The following is a 19,499-nucleotide window of genomic DNA, read 5'->3' as shown; positions in this document are numbered from 1 at the left end:
GACCGCCCGCCGCCACGCCTTGTTGCGAGCCGGATCTGGCTCGCGATATTTCCGCATCGAAGGACAATCAGATTGTCGCCGCGCGGCCGGCTGATCGGCCCAGGACTGCCATCAACACCGTCGCGACGGCGCAGCACGCGAGCGCAACCTCCCAGCCTCCGGTCGCATCATGGGCAAGTCCGGCGAGCGGCGGGCCCGCGGCGGCGAGCGAGTAGCCGAGGCACTGCGCCATGCCCGACAGCACGGCCGCCTGCTGGCTGTGCGAGGTTCGCAGGCTGACGAATGTCAAGCCGAGGATGAAGGCTGCACCCGCCCCGAAGCCGAACAGCGCGACCCACAGCATTGCGAGCGACGGACACTGCCACAATCCCAGCAGCGAGAGGCAGGTCGCAAGCGACACGGTGATCGCAATCCCGCGCTGGTCCTTCATGCGCCGGACCATCGGCCCGAGGATCAGGCCGGGGACCGCGGTCGCCAATTGCAGCACACCGTGCAGCGTACCCGCCGTCGCCGCCGCGTAGCCTGCCTGAACGAGGATGGCGGGCAGCCATCCGACGATGATGTAGAACACCAGCGAGGTCAGGCCGAGGAAGCCGGTCACCTGCCAGGCGAGCAGCGAGTGCCAGATGCGCCCGCGATGCGGCGAGGAGGCCGGCTCGACTGTCGGGGCCGAGTGCGCCCCCAGCTGGGGTGCCCAGGCCATCAGCGCCACCAACGGAAAGATCAGCGTGCTGGCAAGCGAGAGATGCCAGTTCGATCCCAGCAATTGCGCGAGCGGGATGGCCACGACCGACGCGAGCGCCTGGGCCAATGCGGACGTGATCGCGTAAGCGCCGGTCAGGCTGGCGATACGGGTCGGAAAGTCCCGCTTGAGCAGGCTCGGCAGCAGCACATTTCCAACGGCGATTCCGGCACCAATGGTGGCGGTGCCCGCGAACAGCGCCCAGACCGGACCGGACGAGCGCAGCGCGATCCCGGCCGCGATGACAAGCAGCGCACCGAACAGCGACCGCTCGATGCCCCATTTGCGCCCGAGCACAGCTGCAACAGGTGAGATCGCGGCGAACGCCAGCAAGGGCAGCGTCGTCAGGATTCCGGCCTCGGCCGCGCTGATCCCGCTGGTCTCACCGATCATGCCGAGCATCGGCGCGACGCCGGTAATGGGCGCGCGGAGCGTCGAGGCGATCAGCAGGATCCCCGTCAACAACAGCCCCTGCCCGCCCAGCGTGCGCATCGGCGCTATCATCGTCATCGCATGCTCCTGCCCATCTGCATCGCCAGGCTATCGACTTGGCTGTCGGAAGAATTTACATATCTGTTCTATCGATCGCTAAATTCGGTCACTCGACGGGTTTCCGGCTCCCTTATGGGCTTTCAACTTCGCTATCCCTGGCCGGACCTTGATCCGGATGACGTCGCGGCGGCGGCCATCGCCGTGCGCCTCGACGTCACCGAAAACAAGGTCGAGGCGGCCGAGCATGCGCACCGGAAGGGACAGCTCGTCTTCGCGCTCGGCGGCGGCGTGATGTGCCGCGTTCCGAACGGGTTGTGGATGGTGCCGCCGCATTGCGGCGTCTGGCTTCCCGGCGGCACGCGCCACACCAATATCGCAACCGCCAATGCACGAATCTTCTTCGTCTTCATCGAGCCCGGTGCGGCCGACCTGCCCGACCGCTGCTCCACATTGTCGATCTCACCCTTGCTGCGAGAGCTGATCATCGCGCTTTCCGACCGTATGCAGCAGGACCACGGCACTGAAACCCTCGTTGCGCAATTGCTGCTGAGCGAATTGCCGCACATGCCGCTGCAGCAGCTGCATCTGCCGATCTCGCCCGAGCCACGCTTGCGACGGATCGCGGCAGCGCTCGCCGACGATCCGGCCGATCGCCGCACGATGGCCGAATGGGCCGAACGCGTGGCGCTGAGCGAGAGCAGTCTCGCGCGGCTCATCCTGAGGGAAACCGGCCTGACATTCGGACGCTGGCGTCAGCAACTGCATTTGATCGTCGCGTTGCGCGAACTCTCCGCCGGCGCGAGCGTTCAGCAGGTCTCGTCCGAACTCGGTTATGGATCCGTCACAGCCTTCATCACCATGTTCAAGAAGGCGCTCGGCAAGCCACCGGCGAAATATCTCAGCGATATCATGCAAGGGAGCGGCTCGGCGTTCGCGGCCGGCGGGCGAATTTAGGAACACCGGTCGGCAACGGACGTTTTCGACATATCGGGCGAACGACAAGCGAGCCGCCTGCGCCAAGCCAATGCAGCGAGGATGCCAGATGCCCTACGCGCTGTTCGATCGCGACAGACAGATCGACAAGGCTTTTCCGACGGAGAAGCAAGCGTGGGAACATGCACTGATCTGCGGGCTGGTCTTCGACGTTCCGGTCGCGGATGAAGCGCCGGGCCAGGTGCTGCCGACCGGCTATCACATGAAGCGAATTCCCGCCGATAGCGAAGTGTTCGAACCGGCGCCCGAATGGAAGTTACCGAACGAAATTTCGTGATCGGCCCGCGGCAGGGTTGCCGGTTGCGATCGTGACGTTGCGCGATAAGTAACGCCGAACCAGACCAACAATTCAGGATGAGCGCATGGCCGAAACCGGCAAGATTTTTCACGTTCGCTGCGTCGACAACACGTTGCAGCGGGATACGCTCTCGCTCGGGCGCGTCTACGAGGTGACAAGGGATATCGAACGTGACGGCTATTACGAGCTCAGCGGATTGGGCCGCTTCAGCCGATCCAGATTCGAGGTTGTCGAGACGAGCGACGACACGGCCGAAGTCCGGCAGACGTCTCGATCAAAATAGACAGGAGAGCGCGATGCCCAGAGGCGACAAGTCGAGCTATACCGACAAGCAGAAGCGGCAGGCCGAGCACATCGAGGAAGGCTACGAGACGCGTGGTGTTCCGGATCGCGAGGCCGAGCGGCGCGCATGGGCGACCGTCAACAAGGAGACCCACGGCGGCAAGAAGAGCGGCTCCGGCCGCGGCACGCGCGAGGATCATTCCCCGTCGCGCAAGGGCGGCAAGCTCGGCGGCAAGGCAGCCGCGAGCCGCCCCGCGGCGGAGCGGTCGCGTTCGGCGAAAAAGGCGGCACGCAGGCGCCGGGCCGCCTGACCGGCACGGACGTGGCCCCACAGACAGGAAGACAATACCGCAAGCCGGAGCATGATCCGGGAAATGCGCGGCGGTTTTCCGAAAAAATCATGCTCAAACAATGAGCTAGAGCGCGATGACGACGGCACACGATCTCATCGCGCGTTAGGCGACGGCTCGCAAATGCGTGATCGGGCGCCACCACCGGTTGCCTTCATTTCGGCACCTATCGGGAACAGGCTGTCGGCCCAGGAAGCAAAAGCGAAGCAAAGAAGCAAAGAAGCAAAAGCGAAGCAAAGGCGGCCGCCGCAGGGGGTGCCTGCAATTGACGTATCGGTCCCATAGCAGCTGGCAGGACGTGGATCTGCGCAATCTCGTCCGGGTCATATCGGCCTGCACCCTCGGGCTTTGGGCATTTGCGGCCGGCCTCCTGATCGGGACCTTCCTGCTTTGATGAATCGGCGCAGCACGCGCCGCCTTCCTACCCGCCGCTCAGGTGATGCGCGGCGACGAATAGGACGAGCGCGCTAAGCACCAATGCCGATGTGGCGCCGGCAACGCTACGCGCGAGTTCAGCCTTCGAAAGATTGGATCTGGTTGCCATTGCAGCCTCCCGTTCGCGCGAGCTGAGCCATAGCCGCTCCGGCGGTCAGGCTCGCTCATGGAGACATTCGCATCACCAGGATGAACGCATCATGAGCGAAACGAACCGCCGGTGCGTCCGTTCCAAAATCTGACCCAGTGGATCGCTTTCGGAACCCGGGCGTTGACCGCATGCGGCAAGCCGGCCGAGCCGCGCTGGAATTGGAAATCGGAGATGCCATGGTGATCCGCTGGGGGCGGCTTCAACCGGCGATTTGGGCGACCGTCATCCTGCTCGTGAGCATCACGGCAGCCGACGCTGCGGGCGACAAGGCGAGCAAGCCATCCGAGTTCATCCTGCTCGTCCAGATCGCGCTCCTGATCGCGGTCGGGCGCGGTCTCGGCGAATTGATGCAGCGGATCGGCCAGCCCTCCGTGGTCGGCGAACTGCTGGGCGGCCTGTTGCTCGGACCATCGCTGTTCGGCTGGCTGTGGCCATCGGCGCACGGCGTGATCTTTCCGCCATCCGGCGAGCAGAAGGCGCTGATCGACGGCATTGCGCAGTTCGGCATCCTGCTCCTGTTGCTGCTAACGGGCATGGACACCGACCTCAAGCTGGTGCGGAAGGTCGGCCGCGCCGCGACCACGATCTCGGTCGCGGGCATCGCGGTGCCATTCGTGTGCGGCTTCGTGCTCGCCGAATTCCTCCCCGACGGCCTGCTGCCGCATCCCGAAGCACGGCTGATCGCCTCGCTGTTTCTCGGCACGGCGCTGTCGATCTCCTCGGTGAAGATCGTCGCCGTCGTGGTGCGCGAAATGAACTTCATGCGCCGCAATGTCGGCCAGATCATCGTCGCCAGCGCGATCATCGACGACACCCTCGGCTGGATCATCATCGCTGTCATCTTCAGCCTCGCCTCGCGCGGCAGCCTCGACATCCTCTCGGTCGCGCAGGCGCTGTTCGGCACGCTCGCCTTCCTCGCGGTCAGCTTCACGATCGGCCGGCGGCTGGTGTTCCGGCTGATCCGCTGGGCCAACGACAATCTGGTCTCTTCGGCGGCGGTGATCACCGTGATCCTGCTGCTGATGTGCGGGATGGCGATGATCACGCATCTGATCGGCGTGCACACCGTGCTCGGCGCTTTCATCGCCGGCGTGCTGGTCGGGGAATCCCCGATCCTGACCCGGCAGATCGACGAACGGCTGCGCGGGCTGATCTCGAGCCTGTTCATGCCGGTATTCTTCGGGCTCGCCGGCCTCAGCGCCGACCTCACGGTGTTGAAGGATCCGTCGGTGCTGGGGCTGACCGCGGCGCTGGTGCTGATTGCGAGCATCGGCAAATTCGGCGGCGCCTTTGCCGGCGGTGCGCTCGGCGGGCTGACCCGGCAGGAGTCCTATGCGCTGGCGAGCGGCATGAATGCGCGCGGCTCGACCGAGGTGATCATCGCCACCATCGGCCTTTCGATGGGGGTACTGAGCCAGACCATGTTCTCGATGATCGTGACCATGGCGATCCTGACCACGATGGCGATGCCGCCGATGCTGCGCAGCGCGCTGGCGCGGCTGCCGCTCGGCCAGGACGAGAAGGATCGGCTGGAGCGCGAGGAATACGAGCAGCGCGGCTTCGTCGCCAATCTCGAGCGGCTGCTGGTCGCGGTCGACGAGAGCAGCAACGCGACATTCGCCGCGCATCTCGCCGGCCAGCTCGCCGGCGGGCGCGGTCTGCCGATCACGGTGCTGCATGTCGGCGCCAACGCCAAGCTGCAGGAGAAGAACCGTGCGGATGAGGAGAGCCCCGAGGCGGCGGTCATCAACGCGGCCAAGGCGAGCGCCGAAGCCGATGCCGACGGCGGCGGCAATGTCGACGTCATCAGCCGCGCCCGCGAGGAGACGGCGGCGGAGGCGATCGCCGAGGAAGCCAAAAAAGGTTTCGACCTGCTGGTGGTCGGCATGGACGCGGTCGCCGGCCCCGATGGCGGCTTCGACCGGCGGCTCGACGACCTGACCTCCGGCTTCGACGGTCCGCTGGCGATCGCGGCCGCCAAGGGCGTGCACGAGAAGGAGCCGACGGCGAATGCGCGGAAGATCCTGGTGCCGGTCTCGGGCAGCAACGTCTCGCGGCGCGGAGCCGAGGTCGCGATCGCGCTGGCGCGCCTCTCGAGCGAGCCGCTGCAGGTGGTCTACGTCTCGACCACGCGCGACAAGGGCGCCCGCCGCACCAGCCCCAGCATGTCGCTGGCGCATGAGGAAGCCATCCTGAAGGACATCGCGGCGACCGCGGCGCGCTACGACATCAACGTGACGACGCGGCTACGTGCCAACACCGCACCAGAGGTCGCGATCCTGCAGGAGATCGCGTCAAGCCGGGCCGACCTCGTCGTGATCGGTGTCGACCGCATCCAGGGCGACAGCCTGAATTTCGGCAGCGTCGCCGCGGCCGTGCTCGGCAAGTCGAAGGCGTCCGTGCTGCTGGTGTCGGATGGCGACGTCAGGCCCAAGACCTGAAACCCCACACCTGAATCTCCCAAGACTTGAAACAAAGACCTGAGCAAGGAGGTTCGAAGCGCGAGCGCGTCCGCGCCTACCACTCTTCCGGACAGGGATCGACGATCTTCCAGAGATCGACCCCGTTCTTGATCTTCTTCATCTCGGTGGTGAGCCCGCCATTGCGGCGGATCCAGTCCTTCACCGTATCGGGGTAGTAGGACATCAGATCGGAGGTGCCCTCGAGGCTGGTGACCTTGATGCCGAAGGTGAAGGCCTTGTCGTAATAGGCCTGGTGGAAGCCGATGCTGGCCCGCGGCGTGACGCAGATCTTGTTCAGCGGCACGATGCCGAACACCAGCGTGCAGGCCGAGTTGCAGATGCCGTCGATCACGACGCGCTCGCGGCGCTCGCGGATCTGCTTGTACTTGGCCTTGTACTCCTCGACATAGCCGCCATGGTCGCGCGTGATGTGCAGCACCGCCCGCGCAGGCGTCGCGGCCAGAACCGAGAGCAGCAAGGCGACAAGGGGCGTGATGCGCATGGATCGTTCGAAACCGCGGGAAAGGCCGGGCCCGGGCGGACCTGACCGCAAGACTCTGGCCGGACTGTGTTGGCAATCCGTTAAGCATCCGCAAAAAGGCAAAATTTGGCGCGCTGTGACTGATTTCCCGCAGCTTTTGGCCCCGATTCCGGGTTAGATGGGCCCCCGGGGCGGCCCACAATGCCGATTCCCGTAAATGCCCGGAGGCCGCCCATGACCAAGACCAAGCTTTTCGCCGCCCTCGCTGTTGCCGTGATGGCCCTGACCCCGGCGGTCGCGGCCGATCTCACGGCCCATCCGCGCCACCACAGGCATCACCACCACGCCCATTGGGGCCTGCCCTACCACATCAGCTATCTGCACAATTACGGCCCGGGCCCGACTGCCGGCAGCTTCGCCTATTACGACGGCTCCCCGCGCAACAAGTGCTACCAGAGTGCGGCCGCCTATATCGGCCAGGACCACCGCCGGCATCCCTGCTTCTGACGGCTGTAGGGGAGACGGCGGGACGTGCCGGCACCGCCGGGTGCCGCGCTCCGTGCCTGCTGGCCCTCCCCGCCCAAGTCTGATAATCGACCCGCGACGCGCTCGTAGCTCAGCTGGATAGAGCATCGGATTTCGATTCCGAGGGTCGGGAGTTCGAATCTCTCCGAGCGCGCCAAGCCCGCTTTTGCCGCCCTTCGCTCATCGTCGCCCGCGGCCTCCACCAACCAACTAAGCGCCTGTTTTACATCTCATTTTCGCGTCGCCGAGCGTCGTCGTCCGTCGCTCGTCGTCGCCGGCGATCCCGCGCCGGAACGCCCCTTTTGCTGTCCCTCGATCTGAGTTAGAATCTCCCATCGCCGAGAGCCGCATTATTTTGCGAGGGACAGGAGTTCGAATCTCCCATGCAGATTCCAACTGAAAAACCGGAGATCACCGCAAAGAACTACCTTTCCGTCGGTCCCGGCGAGTACCCGTGCGGCAACAACCTCTATCTGATCGTCACCCCCAGCGGCGGCCGGCGCTGGGCGTTCCGTTACCAGCGCAATGGCATCGTCAGAAAGATGGGTTTCGGCTCGGCCAAAGCTGCAGGCCTCAAGCCCTCAGAGGCCAAGGACAAGGCGATCGACGCCCTGCGGCTTCTTGCCAAAGGGACCGATCCGCGAGATCAGCGCGACGAGGACAGACGCCGCGAGCAAGGATCGCGTCTGTTTGGTGAATTCGCCGAGGAATGGCGGCAGACTTATGAGACCGGCCTGAAACACAAAGCTGCGCGCAACAAGCTTCGGCGCATCGTACAGGTTACCTGCCAACCGCTGCACAAGTTGCAACTCGACCAGATTGAAACCGAACATGTTAGCGGAGTCCTGCGGAAGGTCTGGCATCAGCGCGAGATCTCTCGCGATGCACGCCAGCGGATCAAAAAGATTCTGGACGCGGCGATAGCGCTGAATCCACGGCCGAAACACAACCCGGCGGACTGGGACAGCCGACTGAAGCCGATTATGCCGAAGCAGCGAAAGCGGGGCACGATCCGCGGCAGTCATAAGGCCATGGACTACCATGATCTGCCGGCATTCATGCAGAAGCTCAACGCTGATCCCGATCAAAGCGCGCGGGCCCTCGAGGTCGCAATCCTCACGCTGGCTCGAACCAATGAAGTGCAGAACATGCGCTGGCCGCAACTCGATCTCGAAGGCGGGCTTTGGGATCTGAACACGCTTGATACCAAAAACGAACGGCCCAAACGGACGCCGATGCCCCGACAGACCTTAGCCTATCTGCGCGAGGCCTATCAGAGCCGCGTTAGTGACGAGTTCGTATTTCCAGGTCGCAGCCTAAAGCAGCCGATCTCAAATATGACCATGCTCAAACATCTGAAGGAGATCACCGGAGACGAAACACTGACGGTCCACGGCTTCCGGACCACGTTCCGGACCTGGGCACAGGAGGAAACCGACTTCGAGGAGGAGATCGTCGAGCATTGCCTACATCACATCACCGGCGATGATGCTGAAAAAGCCTATAAGCGCGGTGAGGCGCTCAAGAAGCGTCGTGTCGTGATGCAGGCGTTTGCTGACTTCGCGACGCGACCACCAAAAAACAACGTCAAATCGATAAGGGCCGCCTAACTGGCTGTCTCCGCCCGCCGCTAGGTATCAGGCTTCTAAGCCATCGCGACCATCGGGTAGGTTCTCCAAGAAGGACGCCAGGTCGGCACGCGTGATGATGGTTCGTGTGCCGTACTTGCGAATTCGCAAGCGCCCTTCCCTAATCGCCTTATAGACCGACGTCTGGCCGAGTGAGGAAAGCACTGCAGCTTCTGCAACAGTAAGACCGAGTCTTTCCAAGGTAGGCCGGACGGGTGCGTCGCGTTTTGCTATCGTCATCGATCTTTGCTTTGAAAGCGGCTCGTCGGTCGCGTGTGTTCGCCTTACCGATGCATGAGACCTTCACTGCGGTCTCTTCAAGAGAAGCGGAACAGCCATAGATTCAAGGCGAGCGCTCGACAACGAACCGATACAAAACGGCGCAGTTTCGGACGCATTTGCGTACAATTCGGATGGTTATCAAAGGGTACTGCGATACGGTGCACGAGGACGCCGCTTGAAAGACGCCTCATAAGTCTCCCCATGGACGAGGTAGTTTCGCTTTGTCTTGAGAGCCCGCATGTCCGCGTAGATGCGCGTCAGCTCGCTCGCCGGCCGTTTGTGAACCAGTTCACAAATCGTCCCCCGTAAAACCACGGCATCGCACTCCCTTGCGCTCGACCAAGAGGTCTATCGATCGTTGTCGGCGTCGCCGCGAATGCGCGCGGTCGCAATGGAGCAGGATGGTTCATCCTTGCGTTAATCATCTCCCCACTGATCGCGCTTTTGCTGGTGTTGGTCATAGAGCGCAAGATGAGCTCAGGCAGTGACGCAGGGCGCAAAGACACGCCCAGCCGTTCTGAGGTGATCCGCCGGCTGGTCGAGATCAGTCTGGGGAAGGCCAAATGAGGCGCGCGCCCGCGGGTCACGCAAACTCGGGGTACCGTCCTAGTTAGGACACCCGCAGATCGGAACTAGGACACCCTTCGGTTGTTAATGGCCACAGCGGTCATTTTATCGCTGGGGAATTTCAATGCGGCTGTACTCTGATCTGATCGGATAGACAGCGTGGAGATCGCCCTCGCCAGCACTGTAGCAGTGTCATTCATTGCGCTTCTTGCCAGTATGGCGTGGCTTCTGTTTGGCTGACATGCTGATCGGTTCCGCTCCTCGGAACACCGTGCTCTCCCGGAATCCTCAAGCCTGTGGATAAGAGTAAAGTAGGTTCTTGCCGAGGTGAGAGCATTTCAGTGCGTGAGATTTTCGAGAATTTCCTTGGCTGGGGGCCGTAAGACGCGAACGGCCCCCTCTCGATTCAGCCGGCGCGGTGAGACGGCCCCAGCATTAAGCTCCAAGGGTGCTCGGGCCGTTTCTTTTGGAAAAAAGTGACGCGCGAACCGGAACGGCCCATGTACGCTCCCGGCAGTGAGCGACTTATCCCGCCCTTCAACACGCAACGCATTAACGATTTGGTACCAATTGGTGTCAGGCTAGGCTCACTGCAGACGACAGCGAATTCGGAAAGGCTTAACCGACTAGCCCAGTTGGCGGTCTCTCAATGGGGCCCACTATGATCAAAGGCTTCGCAATTGCAGCAATCGCGGTGCTAGGCACATCGCAAGTAGACCAGTATTTGACCCACGGTTTTTATACCGATGCCGTGCTAGCGATGCTGAGGCAGATGAGGCATTGGTTCGGAGTTTGAACCACGCGGATCGATTGGGCTTTCCAAGCGGCTTAAGATCGGTGTGAACTCAAGCCGCCGATTGATTATTCTCCGAATAATCGGTGTTGCAGGCCCTGAAATGCGCTGCAATTTCGGCCTCGGCGATCTGCTCCCAACGCTCAGCTTGGCAGAGCCACATCGATCTTTCGGTAGGACGCAATGCCGCTTTCTGGCGGCACAACGTGCTGAGTGCGCGGTAGCTCCGAATATTCTCCATTGCCACACTCCTCGCTGAGACCTTCGAGCATATTTCAGCTTAATACGTCACGGCGATTACAATTGTCGGACAGCCTTCCGTGCGCACCTTGAGGGTTTAGCGGGACCGCCTGCCTTGCTTTAAAATTCAGGCGGCCCCTACCGGCCACATCAATTATCCTGGCAGCGGCCATAGCCGGCCGACAAAAGTATGAGCAAAGCTATTTGACCCTCTTATGACAAAGGCAACGCATGGGCCCATGTGTCAGGGCTGCGGAATAGTATCGGACACCGAACAGACTGCTAGTTCTACATGTTGCAGCCTTAGCTGCCGGGATTTTGCAGAACCTTCCCGGGGCTGGACCAACGCCGCTCGCGATCATTTCAAGCGGGCGGCGTTGTTGTTTGAGTGAATCCGCATGTTGCCGATCGGCGGCTGATTGCCTCAGCCGGGCGGAAGGTAACCGCCGGGCTGCAGCTGCTTCACCATCGCAAGATTCTTGTCGATCGCCGCCAGCAGCTTGTCGTAACGCATTTGCAGGAACTCTGACCGGGCTGGACGGCTTACCTCCCGAAACTGCTCCCGGCTCGTCGGCTGACAGTTCACGAATGCTCGTCATCTTCATCTGCTCTCCCTCCTGTTGCCGGCGGCTCCATTGCGACCGGTGCAGGATGGATATGAACTCCAAGCGTCCATCGCTGTGACGTAAGCCGCGGAGGCCCCCGCTGAGTTGATGGGTGCGTCAGGGAGCCTTCGTCGTGGTGTTGGAGGGGCCAGCAACTAAGACCGACGTGAGGCGTTTCCAAGTCGCCCCTACCGCGGCGGCCGGTGTGCGCACTGGATCAAGGTCAAGAACCGAATTCACCCGGCCATGTATCGACAGCTCGAATAATGGAAATGGACCGGTCCTTCTATCTCGTGGGCTTTGCGCTCGTCCTGATCATCCTCGTCTATGGCCTGTGTGGCAGCCTCAGGAGAAGAAGAGCGCGGCGGGACGAGGAAATACGTCGGCTGATCGACGAACGCATCGACCGCATGGACATGAAGCGCGACAAAAAGCACGATTAATCGCATTAACGCATGTCAGTCAGCGCTGGTGTCTAATCTCCGCCAACTGAGACGGTTAATCTGGATTCTCATATCAGCGGTGACGCAGACCGCCGTGCACATTCTGAGAGTGGGCCGTGACCAAGTTTTTGCGGTGCTTCCGGGCCGCCGCTTCGGCCTCACGGGCCAGTCGTTCAGCCTTTAAGCGCTCGCGGTTTGCATGAAACGCCGCTTGGGTGCGTTGATACTCGGACATCGCCGGCTTGGCATCGGTTTCCTTGAAGACCTTTTGCGCCTCACGTTGGGCGGCAGTAGGCGGCCTCCATCCGGAATTATGAGCGGTCATTCCCTCCTCCTTCGGTGATAGCCGTGGGGCTTGTTGTGGGTTGATAGCGTGCGCCCTGCGTACCGCTAGGGCGCATGCGCAACTTCTAAAGCCGCGGGGACCATCAAATTCTCTGCCTGTTTTCCAGTTGCCGCAATCGAATATTTGCCTAGGGTTCGCAAATCCAGGGTCCGATAATTATCTGTCCAGACATGCCCATCCGGAGACCGCTGGAAATCCCGCCTGCGGTAGCCCGGCAGTTCGCCGCCAACATGCGGGCGTTTCATGTCGAGCACGATCCGCTCAAGCGGGACGAGATCGCAGCTGATACCAGTCATCTCCTCCTCGAGCAGATGCCCAAGGGCGCGAAGCTGCGGCTTGCCGACGTGCTTGAGCTGTTCAGGCTGATGCGATGACCTGAGCCGGCTCGCATCGTTTGGGACGCAGGTGGCGCTTAAAACTTTCGTCTGTCGGCTTCCATTTTTTTGTATTCCCCGTTGCAACATTCCTCGAGGTGAGTGCCACAGGGCCGTGCCCACAACGGCTGATCGCTTGCACCAACTACCTCCCGTGCTAGAACGCCGCCACGAAAGTGGATGAAGGATCGATGCCTTGGTCAAAAAGAAAAAGAGTGCTCGTCGTGAGTGGACGAAGGATGATGTTAAGACGCTGAAGTCGCTTGCCAAGCAAAAAGCTGGCGTCAAAAAAACTGCAAAGACGCTGAAGCGAACTCCCGCCGCCACAGCCGCGAAAGCGCATATCCTCGGGGTATCGCTCAGCACGCAGTAGGTGGACGCAGTGTGAATGGTTTGGCTGCACCGAGCCTTAGGGTGCTTAGAACCAGCCCTACATCCCTCAACATTGGTGCCCCGGAGACGGGACCACGGACGTGATTGGACAAGCTCAAATATTCAGCGCACCGGCTAATGATCGTCGGAGCCCCCAGGGCGGCATTGTGCTGAGCAGCAGGCCCAAAAAGGCCCTGGCGATGGGGCCGGGGCCAGTTGTTCCTATGCCGAATCGGGAGCGAGCCCCGACCGCCTACGCTACGTGACATAAAACCTTGGCACGTTTTGTGCTGAATGATCGGCACCGGGTTTTGCGTGACCCTCCCGGGGGCTGGGAAGCCGCCGCTCGCGATTTATTTCAAGCGAGCGGCGATTTTTTTGTCTCCAAAGCTCTTCACCGCGCCGCCGATCTCCCGAACGACAGCTCGCAAGATCAAGGCGACAAATTTGATTGACTGACCTCACTGCCAGCCCCTCGACTTGCCCCTCGAACAAAATCGAAGCAAAAATTCATTGGTGCCTGAACGACTTAGAGGGAAAATTCGAACCTCTCCGAGCGCGCCAGCGATTTTACCGATAGATCAATAATTTAAGCCGCGCTCATTTCGTTCTGAGTGAGCGTTTTCGCGTTGCGAGCCAGCTCAACTCGCTGCAAGTAAAATCAACGCGCTACCAGCCGCTACAAATCACTCCGCGCAACACGGGCGCAATACGGCGGTTTAGCGTCTGTTCTGAAGCGACGCTGCAAGATGAGAACGACCCCGACGCCACGCGCCGAGGCCGCCCCTGTGGCTCCCAGCCGGGTTGGGGGTATAGAGCCGGGAGCCGGAAGACACTACTTCCAAAACCACCGCTCGTTCCTGCCGCCAATAGCACCAATAGGGATTACCTCCCGGCCAGGCTCGCCGAAAAACGATATCGGAACTCGAGTGATGGTATCGGCCGCCCTGCCGACGAGAGGGACGGTTAGCAAATCGGCAACTAGATCGGCGCAGGCTTCTCTGAGGGACGGGACCGTTGGGGACGCAGCACGGTCACGTTTCGGAGGAGCTGACGTGTAGGCCCTGGCGTCGGCTCCTCTCTTAGAAGCTTGTGTGAGTTCGGCAACAGCCGTCTCTCCGCGGATCTGCTAAGGAAATGACACTGGGAATTTCAGGGCCCTAGCGCTGGGAATGACAGGGCGCCGCCGGGACAAACCATTTCGGGCCCGGCGGCGTAGCTTTTAGGTCGGCGTCACAGTATCGATGCCGAGCGATCCGAGCACCGCGCGAGCTCGATCCGGCAGCCGATCGTTGCAGCGATCCTGCCGCGAAACCATTTTCATCAGCGGACGAAACCGGGCGGAAACAATTGACCGGTACCACTTGTCCCAAACAATAATGGGGAAGTGTCATGATGGAAGCGACCATTGTCGCGCTGCTGCTCCTCAGCGCCGCTGTGTTTTTTGCCCACGCCTACGACGCCCTGCATACGCATTGACGGGATCGGCATCGTTTAGGTCTGCGTACCGTCCACCAGGGTCTGTGGACTTGCGCGAGCCAACAATCGCGCCCTAACCCCGCCCGTTCTTCTCGCCGAACCACCGCCGGCACGCCCGGCTGAAGCTCGTCGCATCGGTGTAGCCGAGCGCGGCCGCCATTTCGTCGCGCGATTGGGTGCCGGCCGCGAGCATGATCCTCGCGCGCTCGCGCAGCACGCCGTCGAGCAGCGGGCGGAAGGCGCTGCCGGTCTCGGCGAGCCGCCGCACCAGCGTTCGCCGCGAGGTGCCGATGAGGCGCGCGGCCTCCTCCTCACCAAGACGCTGCGGCAGGCGCGCCGCGATCAGGCGCTCGACGATCCCCGCCAGCGCCGTGGTGTCGGGCTGCGGATTCTCGATCGCCTCGAGCGCTTCGATGGCCTTGGCGTGCAATTGCGGATCGGCAAACGGCGACGGCCGCGCGCCAAGCGCTTTCGGCACCTCGAAGATGAAAGCGGCAGCGTTGAACTTCACCGCGCAGGAATAATGCTCGAGCAGCCGCGCCGCGCCCGCAGGCGGCGGCCAGGGAAATTGCAGCGTCGCCTGCCCGATCGAATCCTCGAGCAGCTGGACGTACACGGCGTGCACATTGAGGCTGACCGCCAGCGCCACGGCGTGCCACAGCGCTTCATCCATCGCGACGGCGGGAGAGATTTCAATCTGGATCGCTCGCGCGGTCTTGCGCAGCCGGTTACGGACGAAGGGCGCGCGGGTCGACCCGAAGCGCGCGCCGGTCGCCAGCGCGTCCGCGATGGTCGGCGCCGTCCTGGTCGCGACGTCGAGCGCGCCTTGCAGCGATGTCGACCACACCGCCGCGGCCGACAACGGCCACAGCTCGCCATGCCGGCGCGTGATGTTGGCCGCCAGCACCACCAGCGAGGATACCGGCATGTGAGCGCCGGGCTGGTCGAGCGCCTCGAGCCGAATTCCGGTGCCCTTCAGCAGCTCGTCGCGATCGCTTCGCGTCTGGCCAAACGCCCGCACCAGGGCCCGCGCATAGGCCGCGGAGACCGGCGAGCGAAGGGCATCGGATTCCGATCCGTGCATGGCGTCGGCGACCTCCCCCTCGTGAACGTCCGGCCGAACAAGCTTGGCGCAAAATGCCACAAAATTGGCCTGTTGTGAACTGGCGGCGCAGGCCCGCCTCGCGGCATGCTCGGCCCAACAATGGCGAACGCCGCCCTCGCAAGAGATGCTGGAGGGAATGCGATGATCTTCACGGGCACCAATGCTGCTGGCGAAACGATCACCTACCGGGACGGCAAACGCTATCTCTGGATGCTCTCGTTCATTCCGCCGCTGATCCCGCTGTTGTCCTACTGGCTCTTCCTGCGGACGCACAATCCGCTGGTGACGCTGATCCCGTTCGTCTTCATCTTCATCCTGATCCCGCTGCTCGACGTCGTGTTCGGCGAAGACACCCACAATCCGCCGGCGGAAGTGGTCGCCGCGATGGAGGCCGATCCCTATTACCTGCGGCTCGCACGCGTCACCGTGGTGTTTCCCTGGATCAACTACGTCGCGCTGATCGCCTTCTTCGGCACCCAGGATCTGCCGTGGTGGTCCTATGTCGCCTTGCTGCTCGGCGTCGGCACCATCAATGGCGGCGCGCTCCTGATCGGGCACGAGCTCGGCCACAAGCCGGACAGGCTCAACATCCTGTTCGGCATGCTCGCCAACTGCGCGGTGGGCTACGCGCATTTCCGCGTCGAGCACAATCGCGGCCATCACACTTGGGTCGCAACCCCCGAGGACCCCGCCAGCGCGCGCTTCGGTGAATCGATCTATGCGTTCGCAACGCGCGAGCTGCCCGGCGCGTTCAAGCGCGGCTGGCGCAATGAAGCCGAACGGCTGACCAGGCGCGGCGAGCCGGTCTGGTCGGTCAACAACGAGATCCTGCAGGGCTTTGCGCTGACGCTCGTCGTCGCGGCCGTGCTGATTGCGCTGTTCGGCTGGAAGGTCGCGCCGTTCATCGTCGCGCACCATTTCCTCGGCTGGTACGCGCTGACCCAGGCCAACTATGTCGAGCATTACGGGCTGCTGCGCGAGAAGCTGCCGAACGGCCGCTACCAGGCGGTCGAGCCGCGCCACTCATGGAATACCAACCACATCGTCTCGAACCTGATGACGTTCCACCTGCAACGTCACTCCGACCACCACGCCAACCCGATGCGCCCCTACCAGTCGCTGCGCGATTTCGACGACATCCCGCGGCTGCCGAACGGCTACACCGGCATGTTCGGGCTGGCGGCGATCCCGCCGCTCTGGTTCCGCGTGATGGACCCGAAGACCCTGGCCTGGGCCGGCGGCGACAAGAGCAAGCTGAACCTCCGCGATCGGCCCGCGAGCTCGTGATCGCGGCGATTGCCCGGCTCCCGGTCCTACATCTGGGCCGAGCGCCGCTTCATGGCGCCGATGCCGAGGAATGAGCCATTGATCGACAGATACTGGCTGGTGAATTCGAACGTATCGAAGCTCGGCGCCTCGAACTGCTTCAGCGCCTTCCAGAGCAGCGTGGTATCCGGACAGGCTTGGGAATGGATGTCATGATGCACGATGATGCGGGCGTGGGAACGCACCAGCAGATGATCCTGTAGCGCACCGCGCAGGCTGTGATCGCCATCGATAAAGACGAAGTCCGGCTTCAGCCGGTCGACATGCGCACCGACCAGCGGCGAGGTCGAAAAATCCTGGATGTAGATCGGCTCGATAGCGGCCTGCTGCTGCAGCAGATCGAAATAGGTCGAGATAAAGGGCGTCGGCGCGATCGGATCGAGTGCAATCACGGTCTTGAGGTCGGCGCCGCTGTTCCTGAGCCACTCCGTAACCAGGACGAACATGCCGCCCCAGCGGCAGCCGATTTCCATGTACGAGGAAACGCCGGACGAATTGCGCGCAAGCCAGGCGAGGTATGGCGCAAGCTGGTTCGGGTATTGCCAAAGGTGGAGGCCCTTGCCGAAGTTCGGCGCCAGCTCCGGCGGCTGCTCATGAAGCAGTTCGTCATTGAGCCCCAGCGCCGGGATGAATTCGCGTTCGAGGAAGTCCACGTCTGTACGCTGAGCCGGATTCAACCCGGCGATCGCATTGATCGCGTCACCGACGGTGACAGCGAGATCGGCGAAACGCTGGTATCGGTCGGCTTGGTATCGGTCGGTTTGGGCTGGCTGGGCGTTGAGCATCGGCGCAATCAGATCGGTGGGCTGAAGAGGACACAGAGAGGCCGCAGGTCGTCGCGCCCCGATGATTGAACGGATGGGACATCCGTCTCGGGCGCGAAATCTTGCGTTCGGTCGCGAATAGTCCGCCTTCCCCCACCGGAAGAGCGAGCCGCTTCGGCATGGCGCGCCCGGCGTGCAGCCGGCATTCCTTTCAGCCACTCGGAATCTTCCGACGCACGGCCTCCACGCCGGCATCGGTCACGTTGTATCTGCGCCCCATCTCCGGGACGATCCAGCCCTTCTCGATCATTCCGGCAATGGTGCTCGGGCCGACGCCCGCGGGAAACGGACGGCGGTTGCGGATCGCGTCGATCGCGACCCGCTCGAGATGGGTGGCGACATGCGAGGGGCGCGCGCGAAACGCCTTTGCCATGATCAGGACCGACAGGACCTCGGCGCGCCGGCGCACCGCCGAAGCGCTGCGGGTCAGTTCGTTGCTGATCTCGAGAGCGTTCTTGCCGGCCCTGGCGAGTTCTCTGAGCTTCTCGTCCTCGTCAGGGCTCCAGCGCCGCACGATCCCCATCTGCCCCTCACCGCCTGGATACCCATCTCAAACCGATGCATACGCAGGCGGCGCTGATTTGCCATGTGACTTTCGGCACCTCTTGATGCGACGTCGGGGCTGTCGCCATCAGGACGGCCGATCGCGGTGTCGCACGATGCAGCACAAAGAGCACGATCCGATTGAATCGGATCATGCTCTCAATCCCCTTGCTTGGTGGCGTTTTGGTTGCGCGAACCGGTATTCACTTCGCGCTGGAACGCTTCAGTGCTTGCTGGGTTCAAGCGCGATGAGCACGCCGGTCGGCTCGGGCTCGTGCGGCCGAAGCGAGGTCAGCTCCGGATCGCTCCACTCGGCGAGACTGACGACTTCGCCGGTCTGCCCCGGCATGTCGGAGGTCTGGGCCGGTTCAAGCACCTTGAGCCCGCTGGTGTCGACGAAGAACGTGTGCTCACCGAACACGCTGTTCAGTTGCGCCACGGCCGGGTGATCGTCCGGAAGCACCTGGGCATTCAGTTGCGTCATGGTCTGCTTGACTTGCGTGGAATTGAGTTTCATCCGCTGCTCCTTCTCGTTGGTTCCGGCCGCGATGGTTTCCTTGACAGGTTTCCTTGACAAGTTTCCTTGGCTGGTTCCTCCCCGCCCGCACCCCACATCGGGGGCTTCAAGGTCTCGAACCAATCAGGCAACGAAACGTTCCGCACGCGCGACGCATTGACCGCCTGCGCAGCGGTTCCCCGCGTATCAGATGTGAAGTGCGACTCTGATGTCACGCCCATCGCTACGAGACGGGAGGCTTCTTCCTTGCGAGCCCTTCCAGGTGCACGCGGCGCGCGGCGGATTTGCGCGCGCGCTCCCTGGTGCGGCAGGCCCGGCAGCGCACTGCCGCGGTAAATACATCGCCCTTGGCGGTCTCGTACCACCATTTCTGCTGCAACGGCGTCCAGACCTCGGCAACGCCGCAGTCCTTGCAGATAAAGGGCTCCGGTCGATAGGTTCCGCGCAGCACGAAATCGGGAGTCGAATAGCTGTTCGATGGCGCGAGCCGCGTCGTATCCACGGCAACCTCGTCGCGCGCCAGCGCAATCTTGTAGTCGCGGAGACGTTGCCGTTCAGCGGCGCGTTGCGCCTGGATGCGGCGCCATTCCTCGGCCTTGCGCCGCCTGGCTTCGATCTCTCCGTTCGTCTGCTTGCTGCGTTTCACGGCGGCACATCCGTCTGGGTCGAATGCCTTCGGCGCATCGACGAAGTAAATACCGGGCAGCACGACCTCGTCGATGATGACGTCATTGATGCGCTGCCGTTCTGCCGCCGGCTTGTCATAATTGCCGCAACATTGCGCGACGACAAGGTCCCGTGCGGGGAACACGTAGAGGCGCTGACGGCCGTCCGAGGCGGATGA

Annotated in this window: 22 protein-coding genes and 1 tRNA gene; 13 read left to right on the top strand and 10 right to left on the bottom strand. The window is 62.5% G+C overall.

Annotation, left to right across the window (positions count from 1 at the left end):
* Nucleotides 1-67: 67 nt before the first annotated feature.
* Nucleotides 68-1,252, bottom strand: coding sequence for an MFS transporter (locus ACVIYL_RS29415; protein ID WP_253608270.1), 1,185 nt, complete (start codon nt 1,250-1,252; stop codon nt 68-70).
* A gap of 114 nt (nt 1,253-1,366) precedes the next feature.
* On the opposite strand from ACVIYL_RS29415, the gene ACVIYL_RS29410 reads away from it, so the two are divergent.
* From ACVIYL_RS29410 to ACVIYL_RS29390, 5 genes are all read left to right on the top strand, one after another.
* The gene (locus ACVIYL_RS29410; RefSeq protein ID WP_253608269.1) at nt 1,367-2,188 is read left to right on the top strand and encodes an AraC family transcriptional regulator; all 822 of its coding nucleotides are present in this window, start codon (nt 1,367-1,369) and stop codon (nt 2,186-2,188) included.
* 88 nt (nt 2,189-2,276) lie between these two features.
* Entirely contained in the window at nt 2,277-2,504 is a 228-nt protein-coding gene (locus ACVIYL_RS29405; RefSeq protein WP_253608268.1) for a hypothetical protein, read from the top strand.
* 85 nt (nt 2,505-2,589) lie between these two features.
* Complete coding sequence (locus tag ACVIYL_RS29400; protein ID WP_028337636.1) at nt 2,590-2,808, top strand: hypothetical protein; 219 nt, start codon at nt 2,590-2,592, stop codon at nt 2,806-2,808.
* 13 nt (nt 2,809-2,821) lie between these two features.
* Nucleotides 2,822-3,118, top strand: a complete 297-nt coding sequence (locus ACVIYL_RS29395; RefSeq protein WP_253608267.1) for a plasmid stabilization protein — start codon at nt 2,822-2,824, stop codon at nt 3,116-3,118.
* A gap of 801 nt (nt 3,119-3,919) precedes the next feature.
* Complete coding sequence (locus ACVIYL_RS29390; protein WP_253608266.1) at nt 3,920-6,184, top strand: cation:proton antiporter domain-containing protein; 2,265 nt, start codon at nt 3,920-3,922, stop codon at nt 6,182-6,184.
* Nucleotides 6,185-6,260: 76 nt separating this feature from the next.
* Here ACVIYL_RS29390 and ACVIYL_RS29385 read toward each other — a convergent pair whose 3' ends face one another.
* Nucleotides 6,261-6,707: a hypothetical protein gene (locus ACVIYL_RS29385; protein WP_018272072.1), complete on the bottom strand. Its 447-nt coding sequence runs from the start codon at nt 6,705-6,707 to the stop codon at nt 6,261-6,263.
* Between the two features lie 213 nt (nt 6,708-6,920).
* Between ACVIYL_RS29385 and ACVIYL_RS29380 the strand changes: the two genes are divergently transcribed.
* The 3 genes from ACVIYL_RS29380 to ACVIYL_RS29370 all read left to right on the top strand — a co-directional run bounded on the left by ACVIYL_RS29380 (nt 6,921) and on the right by ACVIYL_RS29370 (nt 8,821).
* Nucleotides 6,921-7,193 carry a hypothetical protein gene (locus tag ACVIYL_RS29380; protein ID WP_253608265.1) on the top strand — a complete coding sequence of 91 codons (273 nt, stop codon included), beginning with the start codon at nt 6,921-6,923 and terminating at the stop codon, nt 7,191-7,193.
* A gap of 98 nt (nt 7,194-7,291) precedes the next feature.
* Nucleotides 7,292-7,368, top strand: a tRNA-Arg gene (locus tag ACVIYL_RS29375).
* Nucleotides 7,369-7,594: 226 nt separating this feature from the next.
* Nucleotides 7,595-8,821, top strand: coding sequence for a tyrosine-type recombinase/integrase (locus tag ACVIYL_RS29370; protein WP_253608264.1), 1,227 nt, complete (start codon nt 7,595-7,597; stop codon nt 8,819-8,821).
* 27 nt (nt 8,822-8,848) lie between these two features.
* Here the strand turns inward: ACVIYL_RS29370 and ACVIYL_RS29365 are convergent, their stop codons facing one another.
* The gene (locus ACVIYL_RS29365) at nt 8,849-9,079 is read right to left on the bottom strand and encodes a helix-turn-helix domain-containing protein (RefSeq protein ID WP_456780400.1); all 231 of its coding nucleotides are present in this window, start codon (nt 9,077-9,079) and stop codon (nt 8,849-8,851) included.
* A 1,454-nt stretch (nt 9,080-10,533) separates the two neighbouring features.
* Nucleotides 10,534-10,722: a hypothetical protein gene (locus ACVIYL_RS29360; protein ID WP_253608262.1), complete on the bottom strand. Its 189-nt coding sequence runs from the start codon at nt 10,720-10,722 to the stop codon at nt 10,534-10,536.
* An 876-nt stretch (nt 10,723-11,598) separates the two neighbouring features.
* Here ACVIYL_RS29360 and ACVIYL_RS29355 point away from each other — a divergent pair.
* Complete coding sequence (locus tag ACVIYL_RS29355; RefSeq protein ID WP_253608261.1) at nt 11,599-11,769, top strand: hypothetical protein; 171 nt, start codon at nt 11,599-11,601, stop codon at nt 11,767-11,769.
* Nucleotides 11,770-11,842: 73 nt separating this feature from the next.
* Here ACVIYL_RS29355 and ACVIYL_RS29350 read toward each other — a convergent pair whose 3' ends face one another.
* Nucleotides 11,843-12,094 (bottom strand): hypothetical protein, encoded by a 252-nt coding sequence (locus ACVIYL_RS29350; RefSeq protein ID WP_253608260.1) that lies wholly within the window; start codon nt 12,092-12,094, stop codon nt 11,843-11,845.
* Nucleotides 12,095-12,285: 191 nt separating this feature from the next.
* Here ACVIYL_RS29350 and ACVIYL_RS29345 point away from each other — a divergent pair, with 191 nt between their 5' ends.
* The 3 genes from ACVIYL_RS29345 (at nt 12,286) to ACVIYL_RS29335 (ending at nt 13,316) form a co-directional block, all read left to right on the top strand.
* Complete coding sequence (locus tag ACVIYL_RS29345) at nt 12,286-12,489, top strand: hypothetical protein (protein WP_253608259.1); 204 nt, start codon at nt 12,286-12,288, stop codon at nt 12,487-12,489.
* Nucleotides 12,490-12,685: 196 nt separating this feature from the next.
* Nucleotides 12,686-12,862 (top strand): hypothetical protein, encoded by a 177-nt coding sequence (locus ACVIYL_RS29340; RefSeq protein ID WP_253608258.1) that lies wholly within the window; start codon nt 12,686-12,688, stop codon nt 12,860-12,862.
* A gap of 274 nt (nt 12,863-13,136) precedes the next feature.
* Nucleotides 13,137-13,316: a hypothetical protein gene (locus ACVIYL_RS29335; protein WP_253608257.1), complete on the top strand. Its 180-nt coding sequence runs from the start codon at nt 13,137-13,139 to the stop codon at nt 13,314-13,316.
* A 1,097-nt stretch (nt 13,317-14,413) separates the two neighbouring features.
* On the opposite strand, the gene ACVIYL_RS29330 is transcribed toward ACVIYL_RS29335, so the two are convergent.
* Nucleotides 14,414-15,424 (bottom strand): helix-turn-helix domain-containing protein, encoded by a 1,011-nt coding sequence (locus ACVIYL_RS29330; RefSeq protein WP_253608256.1) that lies wholly within the window; start codon nt 15,422-15,424, stop codon nt 14,414-14,416.
* A 162-nt stretch (nt 15,425-15,586) separates the two neighbouring features.
* Here ACVIYL_RS29330 and ACVIYL_RS29325 point away from each other — a divergent pair, with 162 nt between their 5' ends.
* Nucleotides 15,587-16,732, top strand: coding sequence for an alkane 1-monooxygenase (locus ACVIYL_RS29325; protein WP_253608255.1), 1,146 nt, complete (start codon nt 15,587-15,589; stop codon nt 16,730-16,732).
* Between the two features lie 26 nt (nt 16,733-16,758).
* On the opposite strand, the gene ACVIYL_RS29320 is transcribed toward ACVIYL_RS29325, so the two are convergent.
* From ACVIYL_RS29320 to ACVIYL_RS29305, 4 genes are all read right to left on the bottom strand, one after another.
* A complete protein-coding gene (locus ACVIYL_RS29320) occupies nt 16,759-17,556 on the bottom strand; it encodes a class I SAM-dependent methyltransferase (protein WP_253608254.1) in 798 nt (265 codons plus the stop codon).
* A gap of 190 nt (nt 17,557-17,746) precedes the next feature.
* Nucleotides 17,747-18,118: an SANT/Myb-like DNA-binding domain-containing protein gene (locus ACVIYL_RS29315; protein ID WP_016846479.1), complete on the bottom strand. Its 372-nt coding sequence runs from the start codon at nt 18,116-18,118 to the stop codon at nt 17,747-17,749.
* Between the two features lie 243 nt (nt 18,119-18,361).
* Nucleotides 18,362-18,655 carry a hypothetical protein gene (locus tag ACVIYL_RS29310; RefSeq protein WP_016846480.1) on the bottom strand — a complete coding sequence of 98 codons (294 nt, stop codon included), beginning with the start codon at nt 18,653-18,655 and terminating at the stop codon, nt 18,362-18,364.
* 223 nt (nt 18,656-18,878) lie between these two features.
* Nucleotides 18,879-19,466 carry a zinc-ribbon domain containing protein gene (locus ACVIYL_RS29305; protein ID WP_253608253.1) on the bottom strand — a complete coding sequence of 196 codons (588 nt, stop codon included), beginning with the start codon at nt 19,464-19,466 and terminating at the stop codon, nt 18,879-18,881.
* Between the last annotated feature and the right edge of the window lie 33 nt (nt 19,467-19,499).

This window comes from Bradyrhizobium sp. USDA 3315, from assembly GCF_054056795.1.
Note: the sequence above shows the minus strand (reverse complement) of the source record. Positions and strands in the feature narration are given on the sequence as shown.

What these genes read in the sequence shown, in the direction of transcription:
- ACVIYL_RS29415 (WP_253608270.1), bottom strand. Translation starts at nt 1,252, where the DNA reads ATGACGATGATAGCGCCGATGCGCACGCTGGGCGGGCAGGGGCTGTTG.
- ACVIYL_RS29410 (WP_253608269.1), top strand. Translation starts at nt 1,367, where the DNA reads ATGGGCTTTCAACTTCGCTATCCCTGGCCGGACCTTGATCCGGATGAC.
- ACVIYL_RS29405 (WP_253608268.1), top strand. Translation starts at nt 2,277, where the DNA reads ATGCCCTACGCGCTGTTCGATCGCGACAGACAGATCGACAAGGCTTTT.
- ACVIYL_RS29400 (WP_028337636.1), top strand. Translation starts at nt 2,590, where the DNA reads ATGGCCGAAACCGGCAAGATTTTTCACGTTCGCTGCGTCGACAACACG.
- ACVIYL_RS29395 (WP_253608267.1), top strand. Translation starts at nt 2,822, where the DNA reads ATGCCCAGAGGCGACAAGTCGAGCTATACCGACAAGCAGAAGCGGCAG.
- ACVIYL_RS29390 (WP_253608266.1), top strand. Translation starts at nt 3,920, where the DNA reads ATGGTGATCCGCTGGGGGCGGCTTCAACCGGCGATTTGGGCGACCGTC.
- ACVIYL_RS29385 (WP_018272072.1), bottom strand. Translation starts at nt 6,707, where the DNA reads ATGCGCATCACGCCCCTTGTCGCCTTGCTGCTCTCGGTTCTGGCCGCG.
- ACVIYL_RS29380 (WP_253608265.1), top strand. Translation starts at nt 6,921, where the DNA reads ATGACCAAGACCAAGCTTTTCGCCGCCCTCGCTGTTGCCGTGATGGCC.
- ACVIYL_RS29370 (WP_253608264.1), top strand. Translation starts at nt 7,595, where the DNA reads ATGCAGATTCCAACTGAAAAACCGGAGATCACCGCAAAGAACTACCTT.
- ACVIYL_RS29365 (WP_456780400.1), bottom strand. Translation starts at nt 9,079, where the DNA reads ATGACGATAGCAAAACGCGACGCACCCGTCCGGCCTACCTTGGAAAGA.
- ACVIYL_RS29360 (WP_253608262.1), bottom strand. Translation starts at nt 10,722, where the DNA reads ATGGAGAATATTCGGAGCTACCGCGCACTCAGCACGTTGTGCCGCCAG.
- ACVIYL_RS29355 (WP_253608261.1), top strand. Translation starts at nt 11,599, where the DNA reads ATGGACCGGTCCTTCTATCTCGTGGGCTTTGCGCTCGTCCTGATCATC.
- ACVIYL_RS29350 (WP_253608260.1), bottom strand. Translation starts at nt 12,094, where the DNA reads ATGACCGCTCATAATTCCGGATGGAGGCCGCCTACTGCCGCCCAACGT.
- ACVIYL_RS29345 (WP_253608259.1), top strand. Translation starts at nt 12,286, where the DNA reads ATGCCCATCCGGAGACCGCTGGAAATCCCGCCTGCGGTAGCCCGGCAG.
- ACVIYL_RS29330 (WP_253608256.1), bottom strand. Translation starts at nt 15,424, where the DNA reads ATGCACGGATCGGAATCCGATGCCCTTCGCTCGCCGGTCTCCGCGGCC.
- ACVIYL_RS29325 (WP_253608255.1), top strand. Translation starts at nt 15,587, where the DNA reads ATGATCTTCACGGGCACCAATGCTGCTGGCGAAACGATCACCTACCGG.
- ACVIYL_RS29320 (WP_253608254.1), bottom strand. Translation starts at nt 17,556, where the DNA reads ATGCTCAACGCCCAGCCAGCCCAAACCGACCGATACCAAGCCGACCGA.
- ACVIYL_RS29315 (WP_016846479.1), bottom strand. Translation starts at nt 18,118, where the DNA reads ATGGGGATCGTGCGGCGCTGGAGCCCTGACGAGGACGAGAAGCTCAGA.
- ACVIYL_RS29310 (WP_016846480.1), bottom strand. Translation starts at nt 18,655, where the DNA reads ATGAAACTCAATTCCACGCAAGTCAAGCAGACCATGACGCAACTGAAT.